The organism is Kitasatospora sp. NPDC091207 (genome assembly GCF_044768625.1).
GTDB lineage: Bacteria > Actinomycetota > Actinomycetes > Streptomycetales > Streptomycetaceae > Kitasatospora.
The window spans coordinates 99,748-121,729 of the sequence record NZ_JBIVVS010000013.1; the positions used below are offsets into that span (position 1 = coordinate 99,748).

Below are 21,982 nucleotides of genomic sequence, written 5' to 3' on the forward strand. Positions count from 1 at the left end.
GGTCAGGGCCGCTCGGGGCGGGGGCCTGTCTCCCCGCCCGTCTCCGTGTCCTCCGGCCCGCTAGGGCTTCTGCGACGGTGCTCCCGAGGGTGTTCCCGGCGGGGTGGTGGCGGGTGCGGTGCCCGGCGGCGGCGTCGTCGTGGTGGGCGGCACCACCGTCGTGCCCGGCGTCGTGACCGGCTGCTCGGTCACCGGGGCCGACGGGTCGGCGACGGCGTACAGCTCCACTCCCCAGAGCGAGTAGCCGTACTTGGTGGCCCGGGCGACGCCCTGGACCCGCAGGAACGTCGTGTCCGGTGCGTCGAACCGGACCGTCTCGTTGCCGCCCTTGCCGTCGTCCACCGTCGCCACCGTCGTCCAGGCGATGCCGTCCGCCGAGGTCTGGATCTTGTACGAGGACGCGTACGCGGCCTGCCAGTGCAGCACCGCCGAGCCGAGGTGGGCGGCCTTCGGCAGCTCCAGCTGCACCCAGGCGTCGTCCTTGGCGGGGGAGGACCAGCGGCTCTTCGGGTCGCCGTCGGCCACCGCCGAGGCGGGGAAGGACGACGTCTCGTCGGCCGAGGAGGCGGCCTTCGCGGTGGTGGCGAGGTCCGGCCCACCGGTCGGCGGCACCACGTGCACCTGGAGCACCTGGCGCACGGTGGTCGTGCCGGTCACGAACAGCACCGGCACCTGATAGGTGCCGGACGGCGTCCCCGGCGCGGCGCTGACCAGCAGCGGGACGCCCACCCGGCCGCCGCGCGGCACGCTCACCCCGGAGGCCGGTGCCACGGTCAGGCCCTTGGCCACGGCGGGTACCTCGGTGCGAAGCTCGCCGACGGTGCCCTCCGGGCGGCCGGCCTCGACCATCGCCCGGGCCTGCACGGGCGCGGGCGCGCCGGTCACCACGTCCAGCGCGGCGTCGGCCAGGCTGAGCCGGGCGGCCGGGGCGTCCGCGTACCAGGGGATCACCTGGTTGACGACCGGCGGTTCGCCGCCGGGCTTCCAGGCCAGCCGGAACGCGTCCGCGCTCTGGCCGCCGGCCGGCAGCTCGTTGTAGCCGGGCTGGACGGTGCCGATCTCCGCCCAGGTGCCGTCCGCCCGCCGCACCGAGACGGTGGCGGAGGCCCGTACGGTCGGGTCGGTGAGGACGGTCAGCCGGTCCAGCGGCCGGGCCGTGCCCAGCTCGACGGTGAGCGGCTCGTCCGCGGTGGTCGGCGCGGTGGCCGCCCGGTAGGCGGTGTCCGGGTTGCCGTCCAGCACGGCGCCCGCCGAGGCGCCGGGCAGCGCGGCGGGGCCGCCGGTGACGCTGGCCGGGGCTTCGTCCGGCGCGGTCACGCTGAACTCGCGGACCGCCACGGCGGTCTTCTGGGCGGCGGTGGCGCGCAGCCGCACCGCCCGGACGACCGTCCCGGCGGGCAGCTGGGCGGTGACGCTCCGCTGGTTCTTCACCTGGGCGAGCTGCTTCCAGCCGCCCTCGCCGGTGGAGTACTCCAGCACGCCGTCGCGGATGTAGTCGTCCAGCGCGTTGGTGCCGTCCGGGCCGCTGCCCCAGGAGCCCATCAGCACGGTGACGCTGCCGACCGGGCGGCCGCCGCCGAGGTCCAGGCCGACCGAGTCGCCGGGCTGCGGGGGCGCCGAACTCCAGTAGAACGTGTCGGCCACGCCGTCGGTCATCAGTGCGGGCAGGTGGTCGTGGGCGGTGCCCATGGTGGTGGTGGGGGCGGCTCCGCCGCCGACCACGCCGGCCCAGTTGTCGGCGGCCCGCACGGCGCGCTCCAGGAACGGGCCGAGCACGCCCGCGCCGACCGTCGCCGGGCTCTGGCCGAGCTGCTCGCGCAGCTTGTTGAGCTCGACCCGGGCCCGCCAGGCCGCCGCGCCGTCGCCGCCGCGCTGGGCCAGCAGCATGTCGAGCGCGGCCTGGCCGGCCAGGCCGTAGTCGCGCAGCGGGGCCAGCCAGGGCCCGGCCTCGGCGGCCAGCGCCGCGGTGGCCGGGGTGGCGGTGAGGGTCTGCTGGGCCCCCGCCATCGCGGCGAAGGACTCCCGCAGCGGGGCCGCCGCCTCTATCAGCTTGGCGAGGTCGGGCGCCGCCCCGGCGTTCGGTTCGGCGGTCGCCCAGAACCGCTCCAGCAGCGGGGCGAGGTAGCCGGACTCCTGCTTGGACAGCGGCGAGGAGGAGCTGTTGCCGGCCAGCGCGGTGACGGACGCCAGGACCGCCCCGGCCGGGGCGGCGGTGGCGCCGGCCGGGCCCGCCAGCGAGCGCAGCGCGGCCTGCCAGGAGTCCTCCGGCTTGTACCCGGCGGGGTTCCAGGCGAAGTCCCCGGCGGTGGCGAGCGCGATCCGGGAGGCCGTCGGCTGCTGCATCGCGCCGGTGAGCATGACGGCCGACCGGGTGGCGACCTCCGCGTCGCGCCCGGTGTAGGCGCCGAGGAAGAGCCGGTCCGGGTTGGCGTCGTTCACCGGGTAGTTGTCGATGGTGACCAGCGGGTGCCCGTACAGGCCGGCGGTCTCGGCGGCCTGAGTGCCCGTGATCTTCTCGGGGATCACCCCGACCCCGCTCCAGGCCACCTGCACGCCGGCCGGCAGCGCCGCCGCCAGCGCGGTGCGGTAGGGGGTGGCGCCCTGCTGGTGGTACTCGGTCGGCACCACGGAGAGCGGTGCCAGCCCCGGGTTCTTCGCGATCAGCCGGTCCTGCACCTTGGCCACCAGCTCGGCCTGCGCCTTGGCGGCGGCGGCCGGCCCGGTGCCGTACTTGGCCCGGTCGTCGCCGCAGTGCCACTCGTCGTAGGAGACGTCGAGGAACTGCAGCTGGAACGCGGTGAAGCCGAGTGCCCGCAGCCCGTCCAGCTTCGCGACCAGGGCGTCCGCGTCCTTGGCCGAGCTGTAGCAGAGCGACTGGCCCGGGTCGATCGCGTAGCCGGCCGTCACGTGGTTCGCCCCGGCCCGGGCGGCCAGCGCCTTCAGGTCCGCCGCCTTGGCCGCCGGGTAGGCGTCGCGCCAGCGGGAGAGCCGGTACGGGTCGTCGCCGGGGGCGTAGAGGTAGAAGTTCTGCTTGGAGCGGCCCAGGAAGTCCAACTGGTCGAGGCGCTGCTGCTGGCTCCACGGGGTGCCGTAGAACGCCTCCGCGGTGCCGCGCACCGGCGCGCCGGAGGGCCAGTCGCGCAGCGTGATCCCCGGCAGCCCGAGACCGGCCGCGCCCGGCGCCTGCCCCTGCCCGGCGGGCACGGCGGCCAGCAGTTGGCGCATGCTCTGCGCCGCGTAGAAGCTGCCCGCCTGGTCGGCGCCGGCCAGCACCACCACGCCGTACGTCCCGCCGCCCGGGGCCGGCAGCTGGCCGGCCGAGAGCACGTACCCGCCGGCGGGCATCCCCGCGGTGGAGGGCGCGGTGCCGTCCTTGCCGCCGGCGGCCGCGGTCAGCTCCCGCAGCGCCCGGTCGACCTCGCCGCCCGCGCCCTCGGCGGGACCGCCGATGTACACCACCAGCGACCCGGCGACCGGTGTGCCGGCCTCCGTCCGCGGCGTCACCGCGGTTGCCCCGGCCACGCCGAGCACCTCGCGCACGGTGTCCACCGCGCCGTGGTCCGCCTTCGGCGCGGTCACCAGTGTCACCTCGGCGGGCACCGCGACCGGCCTGCCGGCCACGCTCTGCTCCTGCGGGCGCGGGAAGACCTGAGGGTTGCTCACACTGCCCAGCGGCGTCTGCGACGCGGTGCTCACCACGTCGGGCCCCGGGCTGTACGCGTACGCGACCGGTCCGCTCACCAGCAGCCCGCCGACCACGGCGGCCGCCGACAGCGTCGCCGCGACCTGCAGGGTCCGCCGGCTCGGCGTCCCGGCCCGGCCCCCGGTCCGTTCGGCCCGCACCGATGCCAGCAGCGGCTCCGTGCCCTTGAGATCCGCGATCAGCCGGTCCGCGGCCCTGGGCGCCAGCTGACGGCACGTCCGCGCGGTCGCCCGCCGCGCCGCGATCGCCGCCGGATGCTGCAATACGTCACGCAGCGCCGGGCTCTGCTCCAGCTGCTGCCTCAACCGCCGCCCTGCGGCGACGGACACTCGGGCTTGCACAGGAGCCTCCTCGCCAGGCAATGACCACATCGCGCCAAAGCCCACCAGTTGGCCCTGCTGGTGTCAACGTCGTCGACGGGTATGCCGAATTTGTCCTCTTTGTCGTTTCATCGCCCCGCCCCGGAACCACCCGGAACCACCCGGGCCCACTCGTGGGCTCCCCGGGGCCGCACGGTCCCGGTCCCAGGGCGCGGCGCCCCGGCCGGTCCGGTCCCGCCGCACGGGCCCGGGTGACGCCCCGTCGGAACGGGCGGTCCGGCCCCGGCCGTGTGTCGCACCGGGTCACCGGGCCGTTACGCGGGTAGGACTGTGGCTGTCCTGACTGGGCGTTGCCGAGACATCGCAGGAGCCGCGAGTGGCCGCTTATCTCGACCGTGACGGAGCCGACGGCCTGGAGGTGCCCGCGCAGGACGCGCCGCCTCCCCCGGCGGAGCTGGTGGCGCTGGCCCAGGCCTACGGGGTGGACACCCGGGACAACCCGGGGGGCGGGGCCGTGCCGGTGGGCGCGCGGACGCTGGTCGCCGTGCTGGCCGCGCTGGGGGTGGCGGCGGGTACGCCGGAGGAGGTCCGGGAGGCGCTGGAGCGTCACCGCGCCGAGCAGCGGGCGCGCCTGCTGCCGCCCTGCGTGGTGGTGCGGGCCGGGCGGCGGACGGCGCTGGACGTGCCGGCGGACGCGCGGCTGACCGTCGAACTGGAGGGCGGCGGGCTCTGGGAGCTGCCGCGCGGACACTCGCACTGGCTGCCCGCCGACCTGCCGCTCGGGCGGCACCGGCTCAGGGCGGAGAGCGACGGCACCCGGCAGGACGCCCATCTGATCGTCGCGCCGGAGCGGCTGCCGCGGCTCCCCGGTCGCGGCTGGGGCTTCCTCGCGCAGCTCTACTCCGTCCTGTCCGACCGGTCCTGGGGCATGGGTGACCTCGGTGACCTCACGGAGCTGACCCAGTGGGCCGGCGGTCTCGGCGCGGACTTCGCGCAGATCAACCCCCTGCACGCCGCGCTGCCCACCGTCCCCTCCGACCCGTCGCCCTACCGTCCCTCCTCCCGCCGCTTCGCCGACCCGGTGCACCTGCGGGTCGAGGCGGTCCCCGCCTACGGCTATCTGACGGGCGAGCAGCGTGCCGAGGCCGAGGAGCTGGGCCGGCGCGCCGCCCGGCTGCGCGCCGAGGTGCTGGGCCACGACGGCCTGATCGACCGGGACGCCGTCTGGGCGCTCAAGCGCCGGGCCCTGGAGCTGCTGCACGAGGTGCCGCTCGGGGCGGGCGGCCGGGCCGCCTACGAGGCCTACCGGCGCGGCGAGGGCGAGTGGCTGGAGCGGTACGCGCTCTGGAACGCCCTCGCCGAGGCGCACGGCGCCGACTGGCACAGCTGGCCGAAGGGCCTGCGCCACCCGGACAGCCCGCACGTCGCGCTCGCCGCGGAGGAGCTCGCGGACCGCGTCGAGTTCCACCGCTGGCTCGCCTGGCAGGTCGACCGGCAGCTCGCCGGGGCCCAGCAGGCCGCGCGCACCGCGGGCATGGCCGTCGGGCTGATCCACGACCTCGCCGTCGGCGTCCACCCGGACGGCGCCGACGCCTGGGCGCTCCAGGACGTGCTGGGCGGCGGCATCTCGGTCGGTGCCCCGCCGGACGCCTTCAACGCCCACGGCCAGGACTGGGGCCTGCCGCCCTGGCGCCCGGACGCGCTGGCCGCCGCCGGCTACGCCCCGTTCGCGGAGCTGCTGCGCTCGGCCGCCCGGCACGCGGGGGCGATCCGGATCGACCACGTGATGGGCCTGTTCCGGCTCTGGTGGGTGCCGGCCGGCCACCCGCCGACCGAGGGCGCCTACGTCCGCTACGACGCCGAGGCGATGCTGGGTGTGCTCGCCCTGGAGGCGCACCGGGCCGGCGCGGCGGTGATCGGCGAGGACCTGGGCACCGTGGAACCGGGCGTCCGCGAGGAGCTGGCGGCGCGCGGCGTCCTGGGGACCTCGGTGCTCTGGTTCGAGCGGGACTGGCAGGCCGAGGGCGGGATCCTGGCCCCGGAGCGCTGGCGGCCCGGCAGTCTGGCCACGCTGACCACCCATGACCTGCCGAGCACCGCCGCCCGGCTCTCCGGCGAGCACGTCGAGCTGCGCCACCGGCTCGGCCTGCTGGCCCGGTCGCTCGACGAGGAGCAGGCCCAGGCGGCGGCCGAGCTCGCGGACTGGCGGGCCGAGCTGACGCGGCTGGGTCTGCTGGCCGAGGACGAGCCGCTCTCGGCGCAGGCGCTGTACCGCTTCCTGCTGGCCACGCCGGCCGAGCTGGTCGGCATCTGGCTGCCCGACCTGGTGGGTGACCCGCGCCCGCAGAACCTGCCCGGCACCTGGGACCAGTACCCCAACTGGCGGCTGCCGGTCGCGGACGGTTCCGGCCGCCCGGTGACGCTGGACGGGCTGGCCGCCACCCCGGCCGCGCAGGCCCTGGCCGGAGTCCTGCGGGCCGCCGGACGGCAGCCCGAAAGGCCGACCCCGCCGAGCGCGGCGGCGTAAGTGACGGGTAAGTTGAGCGGCGTGGACAAGAGGAACGCTTTGCGAGCCGGCGCGGTCACCGCGACGGTCACGCTGATGATGCTGCTGTCGTCGCCCGCCATGGCCTACTCCCGGGACGACGGCGACGACCCGGGCAGCGGCCTGACCGTGGCCCAGACCCTCGGCCTGTACGTGGTGATCCCGATCGTGGCCTTCGTGGTCATCGCCGGTCTGGCCGGGCTGCCGTACGGCAGCAAGGACAAGAAGAAGTAGCCCAGGGCCCTCCACCCGAGCCTGGCAGTACGCCCGAGGGGGCGCCGGACGATGTCCGGCGCCCCCTCGGGCGTTCCCGCGGGACGGGGCCCCGGGGTCGCCCCCGGGGCCCCGTCCGGCTCAGTGCCCCAGCGCCCGGGCGCCCGCCGCCCGGTCGGCGGCCTGCGCCTTGATCGCGCGCTCGACCCCGGCCCGCTGCTCGACGACCCGCCGGCGCAGTGCCGGTGCCGGGTCGGCGGTGCTCAGCCAGGCGTCGGTGGCGTCCAGCGTCGCCTGCTCGACCTGCACCGCCGGGTACAGCCCGACGATGATCAGCATCGCGATCTCGTGGCTGCGGCTCTCCCAGATGCCCTTGAGCGCCGCGAAGTACTTCGCGGTGTAGGGCGCCAGCAGCTCGGTCTGGTCGGCCTGCTGGAAGCCGGCGATCACCGCGTCCTGGACGTAGTTGGTGAGCTTGTCCGACTCCATCACCGAGGCCCACGCCGCGGCCTTGGCCTCGGCGGTCGGCACCGAGGCGCGGCAGCTGGCGGCGTGCTCCTGGCCGGCCGCGGTGTTGTCGCGGACCAGCTCGGCCGCGATGGCGGCCTCGTCGGCGCGGCCGGTGGCGGCCAGCCGGCCGAGCAGCGTCCAGCGCAGCTCGGTGTCGACGGCCAGGCCCTTGATCTCGACCGAGCCGTCCAGCAGACCGGCGAGCAGGTCCAGCTGCCCCGCGCTGCGCGCGACGGAGGCCAGCGTGCGGGCCCAGGCCAGCTGGTGGTCGCTGCCGGGCTGGGCGGCGCGCAGCTGCTCCTCGGCGGCCTCGGCCCACTGGGCGAGACCCTGCTCGCGCCAGGCCGGGTCGGTGTAGGAGTCGAGGGCGAGCTTGACCTGGCGGTGCACCGACTGGACGACGCCGATGTCGGACTCCCGGGCGAGGCCGGAGACGGCCAGGGCCAGGTAGTCACGGGCGGCGAGCTCGCCGTCGCGGGTCATGTCCCAGGCGGAGGCCCAGCAGAGCGCGCGCGGCAGCGAGTCGGTGAAGCCGCCGAGGTGCTCGGTGACGACCGCCAGCGAGTCCTCGTCCAGGCGGACCTTGGCGTAGGAGAGGTCGTCGTCGTTGAGCAGGATGACGGCCGGGCGGCGCCGGCCGACCAGCTCGGGGACCTCGGTGCGCGGGCCGTCGACGTCCAGCTCGATCCGGTCGGTGCGCACCAGGGTGCCGTCGGTCAGCTCGTAGAGGCCGATGGCGATCCGGTGCGGGCGCAGGACGGCCTCGCCCTTGGCGCCGGCCGGCAGTGCGGGGGCCTCCTGCAGCACGGCGAAGGACTCGATCCCGCCGTCGCCGTCGAGGGTGAGCTCCGGGCGCAGCACGTTGATGCCGGCCGTCTCCAGCCAGGCCTTGGACCAGGCCTTGAGGTCGCGGCCGCTGGCCTCCTCCAGGGCGCCGAGCAGGTCGGCCAGGCGGGTGTTGCCCCAGGCGTGCCGCTTGAAGTAGGCCCGCACGCCCTGGAAGAAGGCGTCCTGGCCGACGTACGCCACCAGCTGCTTGAGCACCGAGGCGCCCTTGGCGTAGGTGATGCCGTCGAAGTTGACCTGGACGTCCTCCAGGTCGTTGATGTCGGCCATGATCGGGTGGGTGGACGGCAGCTGGTCCTGCCGGTACGCCCAGGTCTTCATCTGGTTGGCGAAGGTGGTCCAGGAGTGCGGCCACTTCGAACCGGGTGCCTCGGCCTGGCAGACGGCCTCGGCGAAGGTGGCGAACGACTCGTTCAGCCAGAGGTCGTTCCACCACTCCATGGTGACGAGGTCGCCGAACCACATGTGGGCGAGCTCGTGCAGGATGGTCGCGGCCCGCGCCTCGTAGGCGGCGTCGGTCACCTTGGAGCGGAACACGTACTGGTCGCGCAGGGTGACGGCGCCCGCGTTCTCCATCGCGCCGGCGTTGAACTCCGGGACGAACAGCTGGTCGTACTTGGCGAACGGGTAGGGGAAGTCGAACTTCTCCTGGAAGTAGTCGAAGCCCTGCTTGGTGACCTCGAAGATCGCCTCGGCGTCCAGGAACTCGCGCAGCGACGGGCGGCAGTACACGCCCAGCGGGACCGTCTGGTCGCCGTTCTCGTAGCTGTCGAAGACGCCGACGTACGGGCCGGCCACCAGCGCGGTGATGTAGGAGGAGATCCGGCCGGTCGGCTCGAACGTCCAGAGCCGGGTGTCGCCGTCGCCGACCGGGGTCGGGGTGGGCGAGTTGGAGACCACGACCCAGCCCTCGGGGGCGGTCACCGTGAAGGCGAAGGTGGCCTTGAGGTCGGGCTGTTCGAAGGTGGCGAAGACGCGGCGGGCGTCCGGCACCTCGAACTGGGTGTAGAGGTAGGTCTCGCCGTCGACCGGGTCGACGAACCGGTGCAGGCCCTCACCGGTGTTGGTGTAGGCGCAGTCGGCGACGATCCGCAGCTCGTTCTCGGCGGCCAGGTCGGGCAGCGCGATCCGGTTGTCGGCGAAGTTGGCGTTGTCGAGTCGCTCGCCGTTGAGGATGATCTCCTCGACGCTCGGCGCCACGAGGTCGATGAAGGTGGCCGCGCCGGGGGTGTTGGCGCTGAACCGGACCACGGTGGTGGACCGGAAGGTGCCTCCCTCCCGGGCCGAGCTCAGGTCGAGCTCGATGTCGTACGCGTCCACGTGCAGGAGGTCGGCCCGGGTGCGGGCCTCCTCGCGGGTCAGGTTGGTGCCGGGCACTCGCAGGACTCCTTCGTCAGGCTGATGCTTCGCATCCTCCCATGCCCGGCGCGCGGAGCCCGGGGAAATGTTCGAGGGCGGGGCGGAACAGGCCAAGCGGCTTGTTCCGCCCCGCCCTCGACGGGGGCCGGACCTCGGGAGGCTACGCCCGGGACGTCACTTCTTCCCGTACTTGACGACCGGGGCGTCCGAGCCCGCGCTGCGGGCGAACCCGTACAGCGAGCCGTCCGACTGCAGCACGTACTCGGTGGTGCTGGAGCCGATGAAGTCGGCGCCCTTCTGGCTGGTGATGGTGCCGAGTTCGGTCCCGGCGCCGTCGGTCGGCGAGAGCGTGACCACCTTGGCGTCCTTGCCGTAGCCCATGTCCAGCACGGCCCGGACCTTGCCGTCCTTGTCGGTGCCGGAGACCAGCCGGATGCCGTCGTTGGTGCCGCCGGTGGACGACCAGAGCCGCTTGCCGGTGGTCAGGTCGTAGGCGTTGACGGCGGGCTTGCTCGGGTTGGTCTGGACGTACAGCGTGGTGCCGCTGACGACGTTCTGGGTGAACGCGTCGGACTGGCCGGAGAGCCGCAGGCTGTCCGCGCCGGGCTCCTTGACCGACATCGGGGTCAGCGGCTTGTTGCTCTTGTCGAACGGCAGGATGTAGTCGCCGTTCGGACCGTTGGTCACCAGCAGCACCAGCGGCTGGTCCGAGACGACCTTGTCGACGCGCTCGATGCTGCCGGTCAGCGGGATCGGCGCGGCGCTGGTGGCCTTGCCGGTGTCCGTGTCGACCAGCACCAGCTGCGACTTGGGGTTGGCGTTGGAGCCGTAGCAGCGGTCGCTCACCGCGATCTGGGCGCCGGCGGCCTTGCCGTAGACGTTGCAGTCCTTGTCACGGGGCTGGAACTGCCAGACCGGCGAGCCGTCGGCGATGTTCACCGCGCCGGCCACGTTGCCGCCGATGCCGATGACCTTCTCGGTGACGCTGAGGGTGGGCGAGGACATCCGCTCGGTGCTCACCTTGGCCGACCAGAGCAGCTTGCCGGTGCTGATGTCGACCGCGCCGACGGTGGAGCAGTCGCTGTCACCGGTGTTGAGCGCGACGGCGGCGATGTGCTTCGAGTTCACCCCGTACGAGACGGCGCAGAACTCCTTGGCGCCGGCCGGCGGCGTGATCGTCCACAGCTCCTTGCCGTCGGCCGAGTTGAGGGCGCGGATGCCGTAGCTGTCGGCGCGCACCACGGTCTTGTCGGCGCCCCAGATGCCGAGCAGCTGCGAGCCGCTGGCCGCGTTGGCGGGCTTGGCGGCGGTCCAGGCGAGGCTGTAGGAGCCCGCCTTGCCGCCGTTGCCGCCGCCGGTGGTGCCGCCCGAGCCCGCCGAGGCGCTGGGGTCGGTGGTCGAGCCGCCGGTGGTGCCGCCCGTGCTGGTGGTGCCGCCGTCGGCGGTCGGGTTGTCGGGCTCGTTGGTCTGGGTGAACAGCACGACGAGGCCGGCGATGATGGCGACGGCCAGCACGCCGCCGATGATGCCGCCCCAGATCATCACCGGGTTGCGGGGCTTGGGCGCGGCCGGCGTCGGCGCGCCGGGGAAGCCGTAGCCGGGGGCCTGCTGCTGCGGGTAGCCGTAACCGGCTCCGCCGTCGGCCTGCGGCGGGGCGGTGTAGCCGTACGGCTGGCCGGCGCCCGGCGCTCCGAACGGGGGCTGGCTGGGGTCGTACGGGCCGACCGGCGGCGCGCCGGGCGGGGGCGGCGGGGCGCCCTGGGCGGGGAAGGCGGCGGCGGTCGGCGCGTAGGCGTACTCGCTGCCCGGGGCCGGCGGCTGCCCGGGTGCGGCACCCGGCGCGGCCGGTCCCGGCTGGCCGGGGACCGGAGCCCCGTCCAACTGCGTCATCTGGTTCGCCACGGCGGCCGGGTCCACGCCGCCGGGCGTGCGCCCGAGCGAGACGCCCCGGTTGTCCTGTGGATTGTTGCCGGACGTGTCGCCCGCCCCCGGCGTAGGGTGATCCCCTGACATCTGATGCCCCGTCATGTCGTGAAGCGCCCCCCGGCCGGGTCACGTCCGTGGCCGGTGGGACGGGTGAGAATGGGCACCATCGTACGGGTGAGCCGTTTTCGGCCGGTCGCAGGAGCCCCGGATCCAGCGCGTCGTCCCGCTGAGCTGGGCCCCGTCCGCGGCGGCCGGCTCCCGGCCGCGGGCCCCGCCGTCCGGCCTCACCGCCCACCGCACCGACCCCGTCGCCCCGACCCCGCCGCCCGGTACCCGCGCCACCGGCCGCCGTCAGGCCCTAGGCTTCAGGAGTTGAAGGGATCGCCCGGCGGAGGGGTTCCCTCGCCCTTGGAAGGGTGGATCATGGCGACGGACACACCGGGTTCGCAGTCCTCACTGCACCGGGCCAACCTGGAGCGCGTGCTGCGGGCGGTACGGATGGCCGGCTCGCTCACCCAGGCCGAGATCGCCCGCGGCACCGGCCTCTCGGCGGCGACCGTGTCCAACATCGTCCGGGAGCTCAAGGAGAGCGGCACCGTCGTGGTCGCCGACACCTCCTCCGGTGGCCGCCGCGCCCGCAGCGTCTCGCTCAGTGGTGACGCCGGCATCGTGGTGGGGATCGATTTCGGCCACACCCACCTCCGGGTCGCCGTCGGCAACCTCGCGCACCGGGTGCTCGCCGAGGAGAGCGCGCCGATCGACGTCGACGTCTCCGCCGCCCAGGGCTTCGACCGGGCCGAGGCGCTGGTCGAGCGGCTGCTCCAGGAGGCCGGCTTCCGCCCGGACAAGGTGATCGGTGTCGGCCTCGGCGTCCCCGGCCCGATCGACGTGGAGACCGGCGCGCTCGGCTCCACCGCGATCCTGCCCGGCTGGACGGGCATCGCTCCCGGCCGGGAGCTGGCCGAGCGCCTCGGCATGCCGGTGCACGTGGACAACGACGCCAACCTGGGCGCGCTCGGCGAACTCGTCTGGGGCGCCGGCCGCGGCCTGAGCGACCTCGCCTACATCAAGGTGGCCAGCGGCGTCGGCGCGGGCCTGGTGGTCAACGGGCAGATCTACCGCGGCCCGGGCGGCACCGCCGGTGAGATCGGGCACATCACGCTGGACGAGGCCGGCCCGGTCTGCCGGTGCGGCAACCGCGGCTGCCTGGAGACCTTCGTCGGCTCCCGCTACCTGCTCGGCCTGCTGGCCTCCACACTCGGCCCGGACCTCACCCTGCCGCGGGTGGTCGAGCTGGCCCACCAGGGGGACCTCGGCAGCCGCCGGGTGATCGCGGACGCCGGCCGGCAGATCGGCACCGGCGTCGCCACCCTCTGCAACCTGCTCAACCCGCGCCGGGTGATCCTCGGCGGCGACCTCGCCGACGCCGGCGAGCTGGTGCTCGGCCCGATCCGCGACTCGGTGGCCCGCTACGCCATCCCCAGCGCGGCCCGCCAGCTCTCCGTCGTCCCCGGCACCCTGGGCGGCCGTGCCGAGGTGCTCGGCGCGCTCGCCCTGGTGATGAGCGAGATGGGCGACTCCGGCCCGATCGGGCGATCCGTACAGGCGTCCGTCGCCCGGCCGTGAGTGCCGCCGGCCCGCCCGTGGTCCGATCGTCCGTGTCCGGTGCCGACCGGGCGTGTCGTTCCCCGACCGTCCGTGCCCACCACCGGACGCTCTGTGCCCACCGCCGGTCGTGAACGGCGGTGACAGACCGATGGCACCGGGCACCCCGCTCGGTGTCCGGTAGGCGGACATTAGACTCGACCGGTCGGCACCGACCGAGACCGATCGGAGCGCGTCGGCACACCGGGCAGCGACGCCCGTCGGACCGCCCGCGGTCCGCGACTTTGAACGAGGAGGAACGGGTGGCCCTGCTGACCCGCATTCGGGGACCGCGCGATCTCGACCGGCTCACGCCCGGACAGCTGGCCGCCCTGGCCCAGGAGATCCGGACCTTCCTGGTGACGGAGGTCTCCAAGACGGGTGGCCACCTCGGCCCCAACCTCGGCGTCGTGGAGCTGACCATCGCGCTGCACCGGGTCTTCGACTCGCCGCGCGACCGGATCCTCTTCGACACCGGCCACCAGAGCTACGTCCACAAGCTGCTCACCGGCCGCCAGGACTTCTCCCGGCTGCGGATGAAGGACGGCCTCTCCGGCTACCCCTCCCGCGCCGAGTCCGAGCACGACGTGATCGAGAACTCGCACGCCTCCACCGTGCTCTCGTACGCCGACGGCCTGGCCAAGGCCAACCAGCTCCAGGGCCACCTCGACCGCCCGGTCGTCGCCGTGATCGGCGACGGCGCGCTCACCGGCGGCATGGCCTGGGAGGCGCTCAACAACATCGCCGACGCCGGGGACCGCCCGCTGGTCATCGTCGTCAACGACAACGAGCGCTCCTACTCCCCGACCATCGGCGGCATGGCGAACCACCTGGCCACGCTGCGCACCACCCAGGGCTACGAGCGCTTCCTCTCCTGGGGCAAGGACGCCCTGCAGCGCACCCCGGTGGTCGGCCAGCAGCTCTTCGAGACGCTGCACGGCGCCAAGAAGGGCCTCAAGGACTTCATCGCCCCGCAGGGCATGTTCGAGGACCTCGGCCTCAAGTACATCGGCCCGATCGACGGCCACGACCTCACCGCCCTGGAGTCCGCGCTCACCAAGGCGCGCGGCTTCGGCGGCCCGGTGATCGTGCACTGCCTCACCGAGAAGGGCCGCGGCTACCACGCCGCCGAGAACAACGACGAGGACCGCTTCCACGCGGTCGGCGTGATCCACCCGGAGACCGGCCTGCCGATCAAGAGCGCGGGCAAGGACTGGACGTCCGTCTTCGGCGAGGAGATGGTCGCGCTCGGCCGCGAGCGCGAGGACATCGTCGGCATCACCGCCGCGATGCTCCACCCGGTGGGCCTGGCCCCCTTCGCGAAGGCCTTCCCGAACCGGATCTTCGACGTCGGCATCGCCGAGCAGCACGCCGTGACCAGCGCGGCCGGCATGGCCACCAACGGTCTGCACCCGGTGTTCGCGGTCTACGCGACCTTCCTCAACCGGGCCTTCGACCAGGTCCTGATGGACGTGGCCCTGCACAAGCTCGGGGTCACCTTCGTGCTGGACCGGGCCGGCGTCACCGGGACCGACGGCGCCTCGCACAACGGCATGTGGGACATGTCGATCCTGCAGGTCGTCCCCGGTCTGCGGCTGGCCGCCCCGCGCGACGCCGACCAGCTGCGCGCCCAGCTGCGCGAGGCGGTCGAGGTCGACGACGCCCCCACGGTGGTCCGCTACTCCAAGGGCACGGTCGGTCCGGCCGTCCCCGCGGTCGGCCGGATCGGCGGCATGGACGTGCTGCGCGCCCCGGAGGCCCCGGCCGACGAGCGCCGCGCCGACGTCCTGATCGTCTCGGTCGGCGCGATGGCCCCCACCAGCCTGGAGGTCGCCGACCTGCTGGCCGCCCAGGGCATCACCGCCACCGTGGTCGACCCGCGCTGGGTCAAGCCGGTGGACCGGGCCCTGCCCGGCCTGGCGGCCGAGCACCGCGCGGTCGTCACGATCGAGGACAACGGCCGGGTCGGCGGGGTGGGCGCCGCCGTGGCGCAGGCGCTGCGCGACGCCGAGGTGGACGTCCCGGTGCGCGACTTCGGCATCCCGCAGGAGTTCCTGGACCACGCCTCGCGGCCGGAGATCCTCGCCGAGATCGGCCTCACCGCCCCGGACATCGCCCGCAGGGTGACGGCGCTGGTCTCCCGGCTGGACGTGGCGACCGTCCAGGCCTGAGCCGGCCGGCCCGGGTCCGCCCGAGCCGGCCCGCCGCCGCCCGGCTCTCGGCCGTTTGCCACAACCGCGCAACAGTTCACCGCAATACAGGCTGATAATCGCACCGAAAGGCGGGACCGGCGCTGCCCGCGCCGATCCCGCCCGGTAGGTTGTCATCCGTGCCGACCCCCACCCGCCCCCGCCTCGCCGGGCTTGCCGAGCGCCTGCCCGACCGCGTCCGCCAGGGTTACTGGACGAGGCTGGTGCCGGTGCTGGCCCTGGTCGCGCTCGCCACCCACATCCCCTCCTTCGTCCGGCCGGTCTGGAGCCCCGACGAGGGCTTCCTGGCCACCCAGGCCCGGATGCTGGCGGACGGCGGTGTGCTCTACGACACCGTGGTCGACCGCAAGCCGCCCCTGCTGCCCTGGCTCTACCAGGCGTGCTTCGCCGTCTTCGGCTCCGCCTCGCTCTGGCCGCTGCGCACCCTGGCGGTGGTCGCCCACCTGGTCACCGCGATCCTGCTGGCCTCGATCGCCCGCGGCCGCTGGGGCAACCGGGCGGGCGCCGGGGCGGGCCTGCTCTACCTGCTGGTCTCCATCGGCCTCTCCCCGGAGGACACCCAGGCGGCGACCTTCGAGGTCTTCATGCTGCCCGCCATGGTGGCCGCCTTCCGGTACGCCGAGCGGCGCCGCTGGCTGGCCGCGGGCATCGCGGTGGCGCTCTGCTCGCTGACCAAGCAGACCGGCGGCGCGGTCCTGCTGCCGGTGCTCTGGATGCTGTTCCAGGACGCCCGCCGGCGCGGGGTCCGCTGGCCGCCCGCCCTGTTCAAGATCGGGTTCGGCTTCACCCTGCCGATAGCGCTGGTCGCGGTGATCCTCACCAAGCCCAAGGGCTTCCTGTTCTGGGTGGTCACCGGCAGCGGCGACTACGCCTCGGTGGGCGGCGCCTGGCTGCAGATGACCGGCCGCGCGCTCGGCAACTCGGCGATCCTGATCGGCGCCGGCCTGGGCTTCCTGCTGCCGGTCGGCCGCCGGCTCTGGCTGAAGCACCGCCACCGCCCGCTGCCGGTCGCGGGGGAGGAGCACGGCTCCACCACCGACCTCTGGGTCTGGCTGCTCTCCTCGGTGATCGCGGTCAGCGTCGGCTTCCACTTCTTCGGCCACTACTACCTGCAGCTGATGCCCCCGCTGGTGCTGCTGGGCACCGGCGCGGTGGCCACCTCGGCGATCCGCTGGAAGCCCGTCCTGGTGTACACCACGGCCGCCGCCACGGTGTTCTGGGGGCTCGCGCTGGCCTGGCCGGGGGAGCGGCTCAACCGCACCACCGAGGTGGCCACCGCGGTCGCCGCGCAGAGCAAGCCGCAGGACACCGTGCTGGTCTGGGGCATGCACCCGGAGCTGTACTGGCTGGCCGACCGCAAGCCGGCCACCCGCTACCTGACCGCGGGCTTCCTGACCAACTTCAGCGGCGGCAAGGACGGCAACGCCAACGTCGGCGAGCAGTTCAGCGTCAGCGAAGCCTGGCAGACCTTCGACCAGGAGATCGCCAAGGGCCTGCCGGAGATCGTCGTGGACGACTCCGGTCTGGCGCCCTACCAGCCCGGCATGATCCCGAAGATCGAGAACCTGCTGGACACCCACTACGAGATGGTCGGCGTCTTCGCCGACACCGTGGTCTACCGCCTCAAGCGCTGACGGCGCCGGCCCGAGGGGCCGGCGCCCCGCCGCCCCCGGCACGACGCACCGGAGCCCCGGTGACCTTCCGAGGTCACCGGGGCTCCCGCACGTGGTACCGCTACGCCTCAGGCGGGCACCGAGGCCACACCCGGGGCGAGGAACCGCTTGCCGTTCACCCGCTCCGAGACGCCCTCACGGTCCAGGTACGGGGTGATCCCGCCCAGGTGGAAGGGCCAGCCGGCGCCGGTGATCATGCAGAGGTCGATGTCCTGCGCCTCGGCGACGACACCCTCCTCCAGCATCAGGCCGATCTCCTGCGCGACGGCCTCCAGAGCGCGGTTCAGCACCTGCTCCTCGGTCAGCACGGTGTCGCCGAAGGAGAGCAGCTCCAGCACCTCGGGGTCGAGCACCTGCTTGCCGTCGACCCAGGTGTAGAAGCCGCGCTTGCCGGCCTTGACCACCTTGCCGAGGTTCTCGGAGACGGTGAACCGCTCCGGGAACGCGCCGCGCAGGGTCTCCGAGACGTGCAGCGCGATGGCCGGGCCGACCAGCTCCAGCAGCACGATCGGGGACATCGGCAGGCCGAGCGGCTCGACGCCCTTCTCGACCGTGGCGATCGGGGTGCCCTCGTCGATGATGTCCTGGATCTCGCCCATGAAGCGGGTCAGGATCCGGTTCACCACGAACGCCGGGGCGTCCTTGACCAGCACCGAGGTCTTCTTCAGCTTCCGCGAGACGCCGAAGGCGGTGGCCAGCGCGGCGTCGTCGGTCCGCTCGCCGCGGACGATCTCCAGCAGCGGCAGGATCGCGACCGGGTTGAAGAAGTGGAAGCCGACGACCCGCTCGGGGTGCTTCAGCTTCGAGGCCATCTCGGTGACCGAGAGCGAGGAGGTGTTGGTCGCCAGCACACAGGTCGGCGAGACCACGTTCTCCAGGTCCGCGAAGACGGTCTGCTTGACGCCCATCTCCTCGAACACGGCCTCGATCACGAAGTCCGCGTCGCCGAAGCCGGCGGCCTTGTCGAGCGAGCCGGTGACCAGGCCCTTGAGCCGGTTGGCCTTGTCCTGGCCGATCCGGCCCTTGCCGAGCAGCTTCTCGATCTCGGCGTGGACGTAGCCGACGCCCTTGTCGATGCGCTCCTGGTCGATGTCGGTGAGGACCACCGGCACCTCCAGACGGCGGGCGAACAGCAGCGCCAGCTGCGAGGCCATCAGACCGGCGCCGACGACGCCGACCTTGGTGACCGGGCGGGCCAGCGACTTGTCCGGCGCGCCGAACGGGCGCTTGGCCCGGCGCTGCACCAGGTTGAAGGCGTAGATGCCGCTGCGCAGCTCGCCGGTCATGATGAGGTCGGCCAGCGCCGCGTCCTCGGCGTCGAAGCCGGCCTGCAGGTCGGCGTCCTTGACCTGCTGGATGATGTCCAGCGCCTGGTAGGCGGCGGGGGCCGCGCCGTGCACCTTGGCGTCCGCGATCAGGCGGCCCCAGGCGACGGCGTCGTCCCAGGCCTTGCCGCGGTCGATCGCCTCGCGCTCGACGGCGACGTCGCCCTTGAGCACCTTGGCGGCCCACAGCAGCGACTGCTCCAGGAAGTCGGCCGGCTCGAAGATCGCGTCCGCGATCCCCAGCTCGAACACGTCCTTGCCCCTGAGCTGCTTGTTCTGGCTCATCGAGTTCTCGACGATGACCTTGATCGCCTTCGAGGGGCCGATCAGGTTCGGCAGGAGGGTGCAGCCACCCCAGCCGGGGACGAGGCCCAGGAAGACCTCCGGCAGCGAGAACGCCGGCACGCCCGCGCTGACGGTGCGGTAGGTGGCGTGCAGGCCGACCTCGACGCCGCCGCCCATCGCCGCGCCGTTGTAGAAGGCGAAGGAGGGGACGGACAGCGCGGCGATCCGCTTGAAGACCTCGTGGCCGCCCTTGCCGATGGCCAGCGCGTCCGCGTGCTCCTTGAGGATCTCGACGCCCTTGAGGTCGGCGCCGACCGCGAAGATGAACGGCTTGCCGGTGATCGCGACACCGACGATCGTGCCCTCGGCGGCCTCGGCCTCGACCTGGTCCAGCGCGGCGGACAGCTTCAGCAGCGAGCCCGGGCCGAAGGTGGTCGGCTTGGTGTGGTCGAAGCCGTTGTCCAGGGTGATCAGGGCCAGCCGGCCGGCCTGCAGCGGCAGGTCCAGGTGGCGGACGTGCGCGGTCGTGACGACCTCGCCCGGGAACAGCTCGGCGCCCTGGCGCAGCAGCTCGGTCGTGGTGCTCATGCTCACTTACCACCCTCGGACTCGGACGACTCTTCCGCGCCGCTCCAGTGCGGGTTCTCCCAGATGATCGTGCCGCCCATGCCGAACCCGATGCACATCGTGGTGAGGCCGTAGCGGACGTCCGGGCGCTGCTCGAAGCGGTGGGCCAGCTGGTTCATCAGGCGCACGCCCGAGGAGGCCAGCGGGTGGCCGAAGGCGATCGCGCCGCCGAACGGGTTGACCCGCTCGTCGTCGTCCGCGATGCCGTAGTGGTCCAGGAAGGCCAGCACCTGGACGGCGAAGGCCTCGTTGACCTCGAAGGCCTGGATGTCGTCGATGGTCAGACCGGCCTTGGCCAGCGCCTTCTCGGTGGCCGGCACCGGGCCGATGCCCATCACCTCGGGCTCGACGCCCGCGAAGGCGAACGAGACCAGGCGCATCTTGACCGGGAGGCCGAGCTCCTCGGCGACGTCCTCGGCGGCCAGCAGCGAGGCGGTGGCACCGTCGTTCAGACCGGCCGAGTTGCCCGCGGTGATGTTGCCGTGCGGGCGGAACGGGGTCTTCAGCCCGGCCAGCGACTCCATCGTGGTGCCCGGGCGCATCGGCTCGTCCGTGGTCGCCAGGCCCCAGCCGGTCTCGCCGACCTCGGGGTTGGTGTTGCGGACGGTGATCGGCACCAGGTCCGGCTGGATGTCGCCGTTGGCGTACGCCTTGGCGGCCTTCTCCTGCGAGCGCACGGCGTAGGCGTCGCAGCGCTCCTTGGTGATGTGCGGGAACCGGTCGTGCAGGTTCTCCGCGGTCATCCCCATGAACAGGGCGGACTCGTCGACGAGCTTCTCGGACACGAAGCGCGGGTTCGGGTCGACGCCCTCGCCCATCGGGTGGCGGCCCATGTGCTCGACGCCGCCGGCCACGACCACGTCGTACGCGCCGAAGGCGATGCCGCCGGCGGTGGTGGTCACGGCGGTCAGCGCGCCCGCGCACATGCGGTCGATGGCGTAACCGGGGACGGACTTCGGCAGGCCGGACAGCAGGGCCGCGGTGCGGCCGATCGTCAGACCCTGGTCGCCGATCTGCGTGGTGGCCGCGATGGCGACCTCGTCGATCCGCTCGACGGGCAGGTTCGGGTTACGGCGCACGAGTTCCCGGATGCACTTGACGACCAGGTCGTCGGCGCGCGTCTCGTGGTAGATGCCCTTCGGGCCGGCCTTGCCGAACGGGGTGCGGACGCCATCGACGAAGACGACGTCCCTCGCGGTACGAGGCACGGGGGCTCTCCTCCCAGGGACCAACAGATTGAGGTGGGCAGGCTGCCGCCGTCCGTCGCACGGGGGCACGTGAGCGGCGCTGCCTCACCGTCATGCTACCCGCCGGTAACCAACCTGCCCAGGCCCGACGGCCGGTTCTCCCGGTGTGTCCCCCGACACGTCCCCGCGCCCGGGGCCGGGAGGGGTGCGCGGCGGGTGCGGAGCGGCGGCCCGGAGGCTGTGGAGCGGGGGCGACGGCCCGGGGACGACAGAGGGGATGCCGTCCGGTGACGGCATCCCCTCTGTCCCGGCGGCGGCGCCCCGCCGCGGCGGTACCCGGCCCGGTCCCGCGCTCCTACGGCTGAGGCTCGGCCTCCGCCGCCTTGACGAAGGCCGCGGCCACCACCGGCGCCACCAGGTCGACCTGCCACTGCCGCGCGCCGAGGCGGCGCAGCGCGGCGGCCACGCCGGCGGCGCTCGGATCGGCCGGCGGCTCCCAGGAGACCCGGCGGACCAGATCCGGCGTGATCAGGTTCTCGGCCGGCAGGTTGCGCGCCTCGGCCAGCTCGCTCACCGCGGCCCGCGCCCCGGACAGCCGGGCGGCCGCGACCGGGTCCTTCTCGGCCCAGGCGCGCGGCGGCGGCGGCCCGTCGTGCGGGGCGGCGGCCGGCGGCAGCTGGTTCTCCGGGATCTCCCGGCCCCGCTGCACGGCTGCCAGCCACTGTTCCAACTGGCGCCGGTGCACCCGCGGCCCGAAGCCCTGGACGGCCTGCAGGGCGGGGATGTTCAGCGGCACGGCCAGCGCGGCGTTGACGATCGCGGCGTCCGAGAGGACCCGGCCGGGCGAGACGTCGCGCTCCTGCGCCAGCCGGTCCCGGGTCAGCCAGAGCTCGCGCACCACGGCCAGCTGACGGCGCCGGCGGATCTTGTGCAGCTGCGAGGTGCGGCGCCAGGGGTCGGTGCGCGGTGCCGGGCGGGGCGCGGCGGCGATCGCGGCGAACTCCTCCAGGGCCCAGTCCAGCTTGCCCTGGGCGTCCAGCTCCTGTTCGAGTGCGTTCCGCAGCTCGACCAGCACCTCGACGTCCAGAGCGGCGTAGCGCAGCCACGGCTCGGGCAGTGGGCGGGTGGACCAGTCGACCGCCGAGTGCTCCTTGGCCAGGCTCAGCCCGAGCACGCTCTCGGTCATCGGTCCGAGTCCGACCCGGGCGAAGCCGGCGATCCGGCCGGCCAGCTCGGTGTCGAAGAGTCGTCGGGGCCGCATCCCGACCTCGGCCAGGCAGGGCAGGTCCTGGGTGGCGGCGTGCACCACCCATTCGGTGTCCGCGAGGGCCGCGCCGAGCCCGCTGAGGTCGGGGCAGGCGATCGGGTCGATCAGCGCGGTGCCGGCGCCCGCGCGGCGCAGCTGGATCAGGTACGCCCGCTGGCCGTAGCGGTAGCCGGAGGCCCGCTCGGCGTCGACGGCGACCGGTCCGGTCCCCGCGGCGAAGGCGGCGACGGTGGCGGCCAGCGCCTGCTCGTCCGCCACGACTGGCGGGATCCCCTCCTTCGGTTCGAGGAGCGGGACCGGGGCTGCTTCTTCTTGGGTGGCTGCTACGGCGTCGGTCACTCA

At 73.9% G+C, this 21,982-nt stretch carries 11 protein-coding genes; 5 read left to right on the plus strand and 6 right to left on the minus strand.

Translation table 11 applies throughout. The annotated features are described in order from the left end of the window. Positions 1 to 60 precede the first annotated feature (60 nt). The gene (locus ACIQTO_RS21945) at positions 61 to 4,044 is read right to left on the minus strand and encodes a beta-N-acetylglucosaminidase domain-containing protein (protein ID WP_402390472.1); all 3,984 of its coding nucleotides are present in this window, start codon (positions 4,042 to 4,044) and stop codon (positions 61 to 63) included. Positions 4,045 to 4,399: 355 nt separating this feature from the next. Here ACIQTO_RS21945 and malQ point away from each other — a divergent pair, with 355 nt between their 5' ends. Next, positions 4,400 to 6,550 (plus strand): 4-alpha-glucanotransferase, encoded by a 2,151-nt coding sequence (malQ, locus tag ACIQTO_RS21950; protein WP_402390475.1) that lies wholly within the window; start codon positions 4,400 to 4,402, stop codon positions 6,548 to 6,550. A 21-nt stretch (positions 6,551 to 6,571) separates the two neighbouring features. Further along, on the plus strand, positions 6,572 to 6,802 hold the full coding sequence (locus ACIQTO_RS21955) for a hypothetical protein (RefSeq protein ID WP_402390478.1): 231 nt from the start codon (positions 6,572 to 6,574) through the stop codon (positions 6,800 to 6,802). A gap of 120 nt (positions 6,803 to 6,922) precedes the next feature. Here ACIQTO_RS21955 and pepN read toward each other — a convergent pair whose 3' ends face one another. Both pepN and ACIQTO_RS21965 read right to left on the minus strand, forming a co-directional pair. Next, entirely contained in the window at positions 6,923 to 9,514 is a 2,592-nt protein-coding gene (pepN, locus tag ACIQTO_RS21960; RefSeq protein ID WP_402390480.1) for an aminopeptidase N, read from the minus strand. Between the two features lie 156 nt (positions 9,515 to 9,670). Beyond that, positions 9,671 to 11,509: a PQQ-binding-like beta-propeller repeat protein gene (locus ACIQTO_RS21965; RefSeq protein ID WP_402390482.1), complete on the minus strand. Its 1,839-nt coding sequence runs from the start codon at positions 11,507 to 11,509 to the stop codon at positions 9,671 to 9,673. A 336-nt stretch (positions 11,510 to 11,845) separates the two neighbouring features. On the opposite strand from ACIQTO_RS21965, the gene ACIQTO_RS21970 reads away from it, so the two are divergent. From ACIQTO_RS21970 to ACIQTO_RS21980, 3 genes are all read left to right on the plus strand, one after another. After that, the gene (locus tag ACIQTO_RS21970; RefSeq protein ID WP_402390485.1) at positions 11,846 to 13,048 is read left to right on the plus strand and encodes an ROK family protein; all 1,203 of its coding nucleotides are present in this window, start codon (positions 11,846 to 11,848) and stop codon (positions 13,046 to 13,048) included. Between the two features lie 281 nt (positions 13,049 to 13,329). Further along, on the plus strand, positions 13,330 to 15,237 hold the full coding sequence (gene dxs, locus ACIQTO_RS21975; protein ID WP_402390488.1) for a 1-deoxy-D-xylulose-5-phosphate synthase: 1,908 nt from the start codon (positions 13,330 to 13,332) through the stop codon (positions 15,235 to 15,237). A 158-nt stretch (positions 15,238 to 15,395) separates the two neighbouring features. Then, positions 15,396 to 16,910 carry an ArnT family glycosyltransferase gene (locus tag ACIQTO_RS21980; RefSeq protein WP_402390491.1) on the plus strand — a complete coding sequence of 505 codons (1,515 nt, stop codon included), beginning with the start codon at positions 15,396 to 15,398 and terminating at the stop codon, positions 16,908 to 16,910. A gap of 107 nt (positions 16,911 to 17,017) precedes the next feature. Here the strand turns inward: ACIQTO_RS21980 and ACIQTO_RS21985 are convergent, their stop codons facing one another. The 3 genes from ACIQTO_RS21985 to ACIQTO_RS21995 form a co-directional block, all read right to left on the minus strand. Further along, positions 17,018 to 19,147 (minus strand): 3-hydroxyacyl-CoA dehydrogenase NAD-binding domain-containing protein, encoded by a 2,130-nt coding sequence (locus ACIQTO_RS21985; RefSeq protein ID WP_402390494.1) that lies wholly within the window; start codon positions 19,145 to 19,147, stop codon positions 17,018 to 17,020. Positions 19,148 to 19,149: 2 nt separating this feature from the next. Beyond that, complete coding sequence (locus ACIQTO_RS21990) at positions 19,150 to 20,394, minus strand: thiolase family protein (protein WP_402390497.1); 1,245 nt, start codon at positions 20,392 to 20,394, stop codon at positions 19,150 to 19,152. A gap of 334 nt (positions 20,395 to 20,728) precedes the next feature. After that, on the minus strand, positions 20,729 to 21,979 hold the full coding sequence (locus ACIQTO_RS21995; RefSeq protein ID WP_402390499.1) for an HRDC domain-containing protein: 1,251 nt from the start codon (positions 21,977 to 21,979) through the stop codon (positions 20,729 to 20,731). Positions 21,980 to 21,982 lie beyond the last annotated feature (3 nt).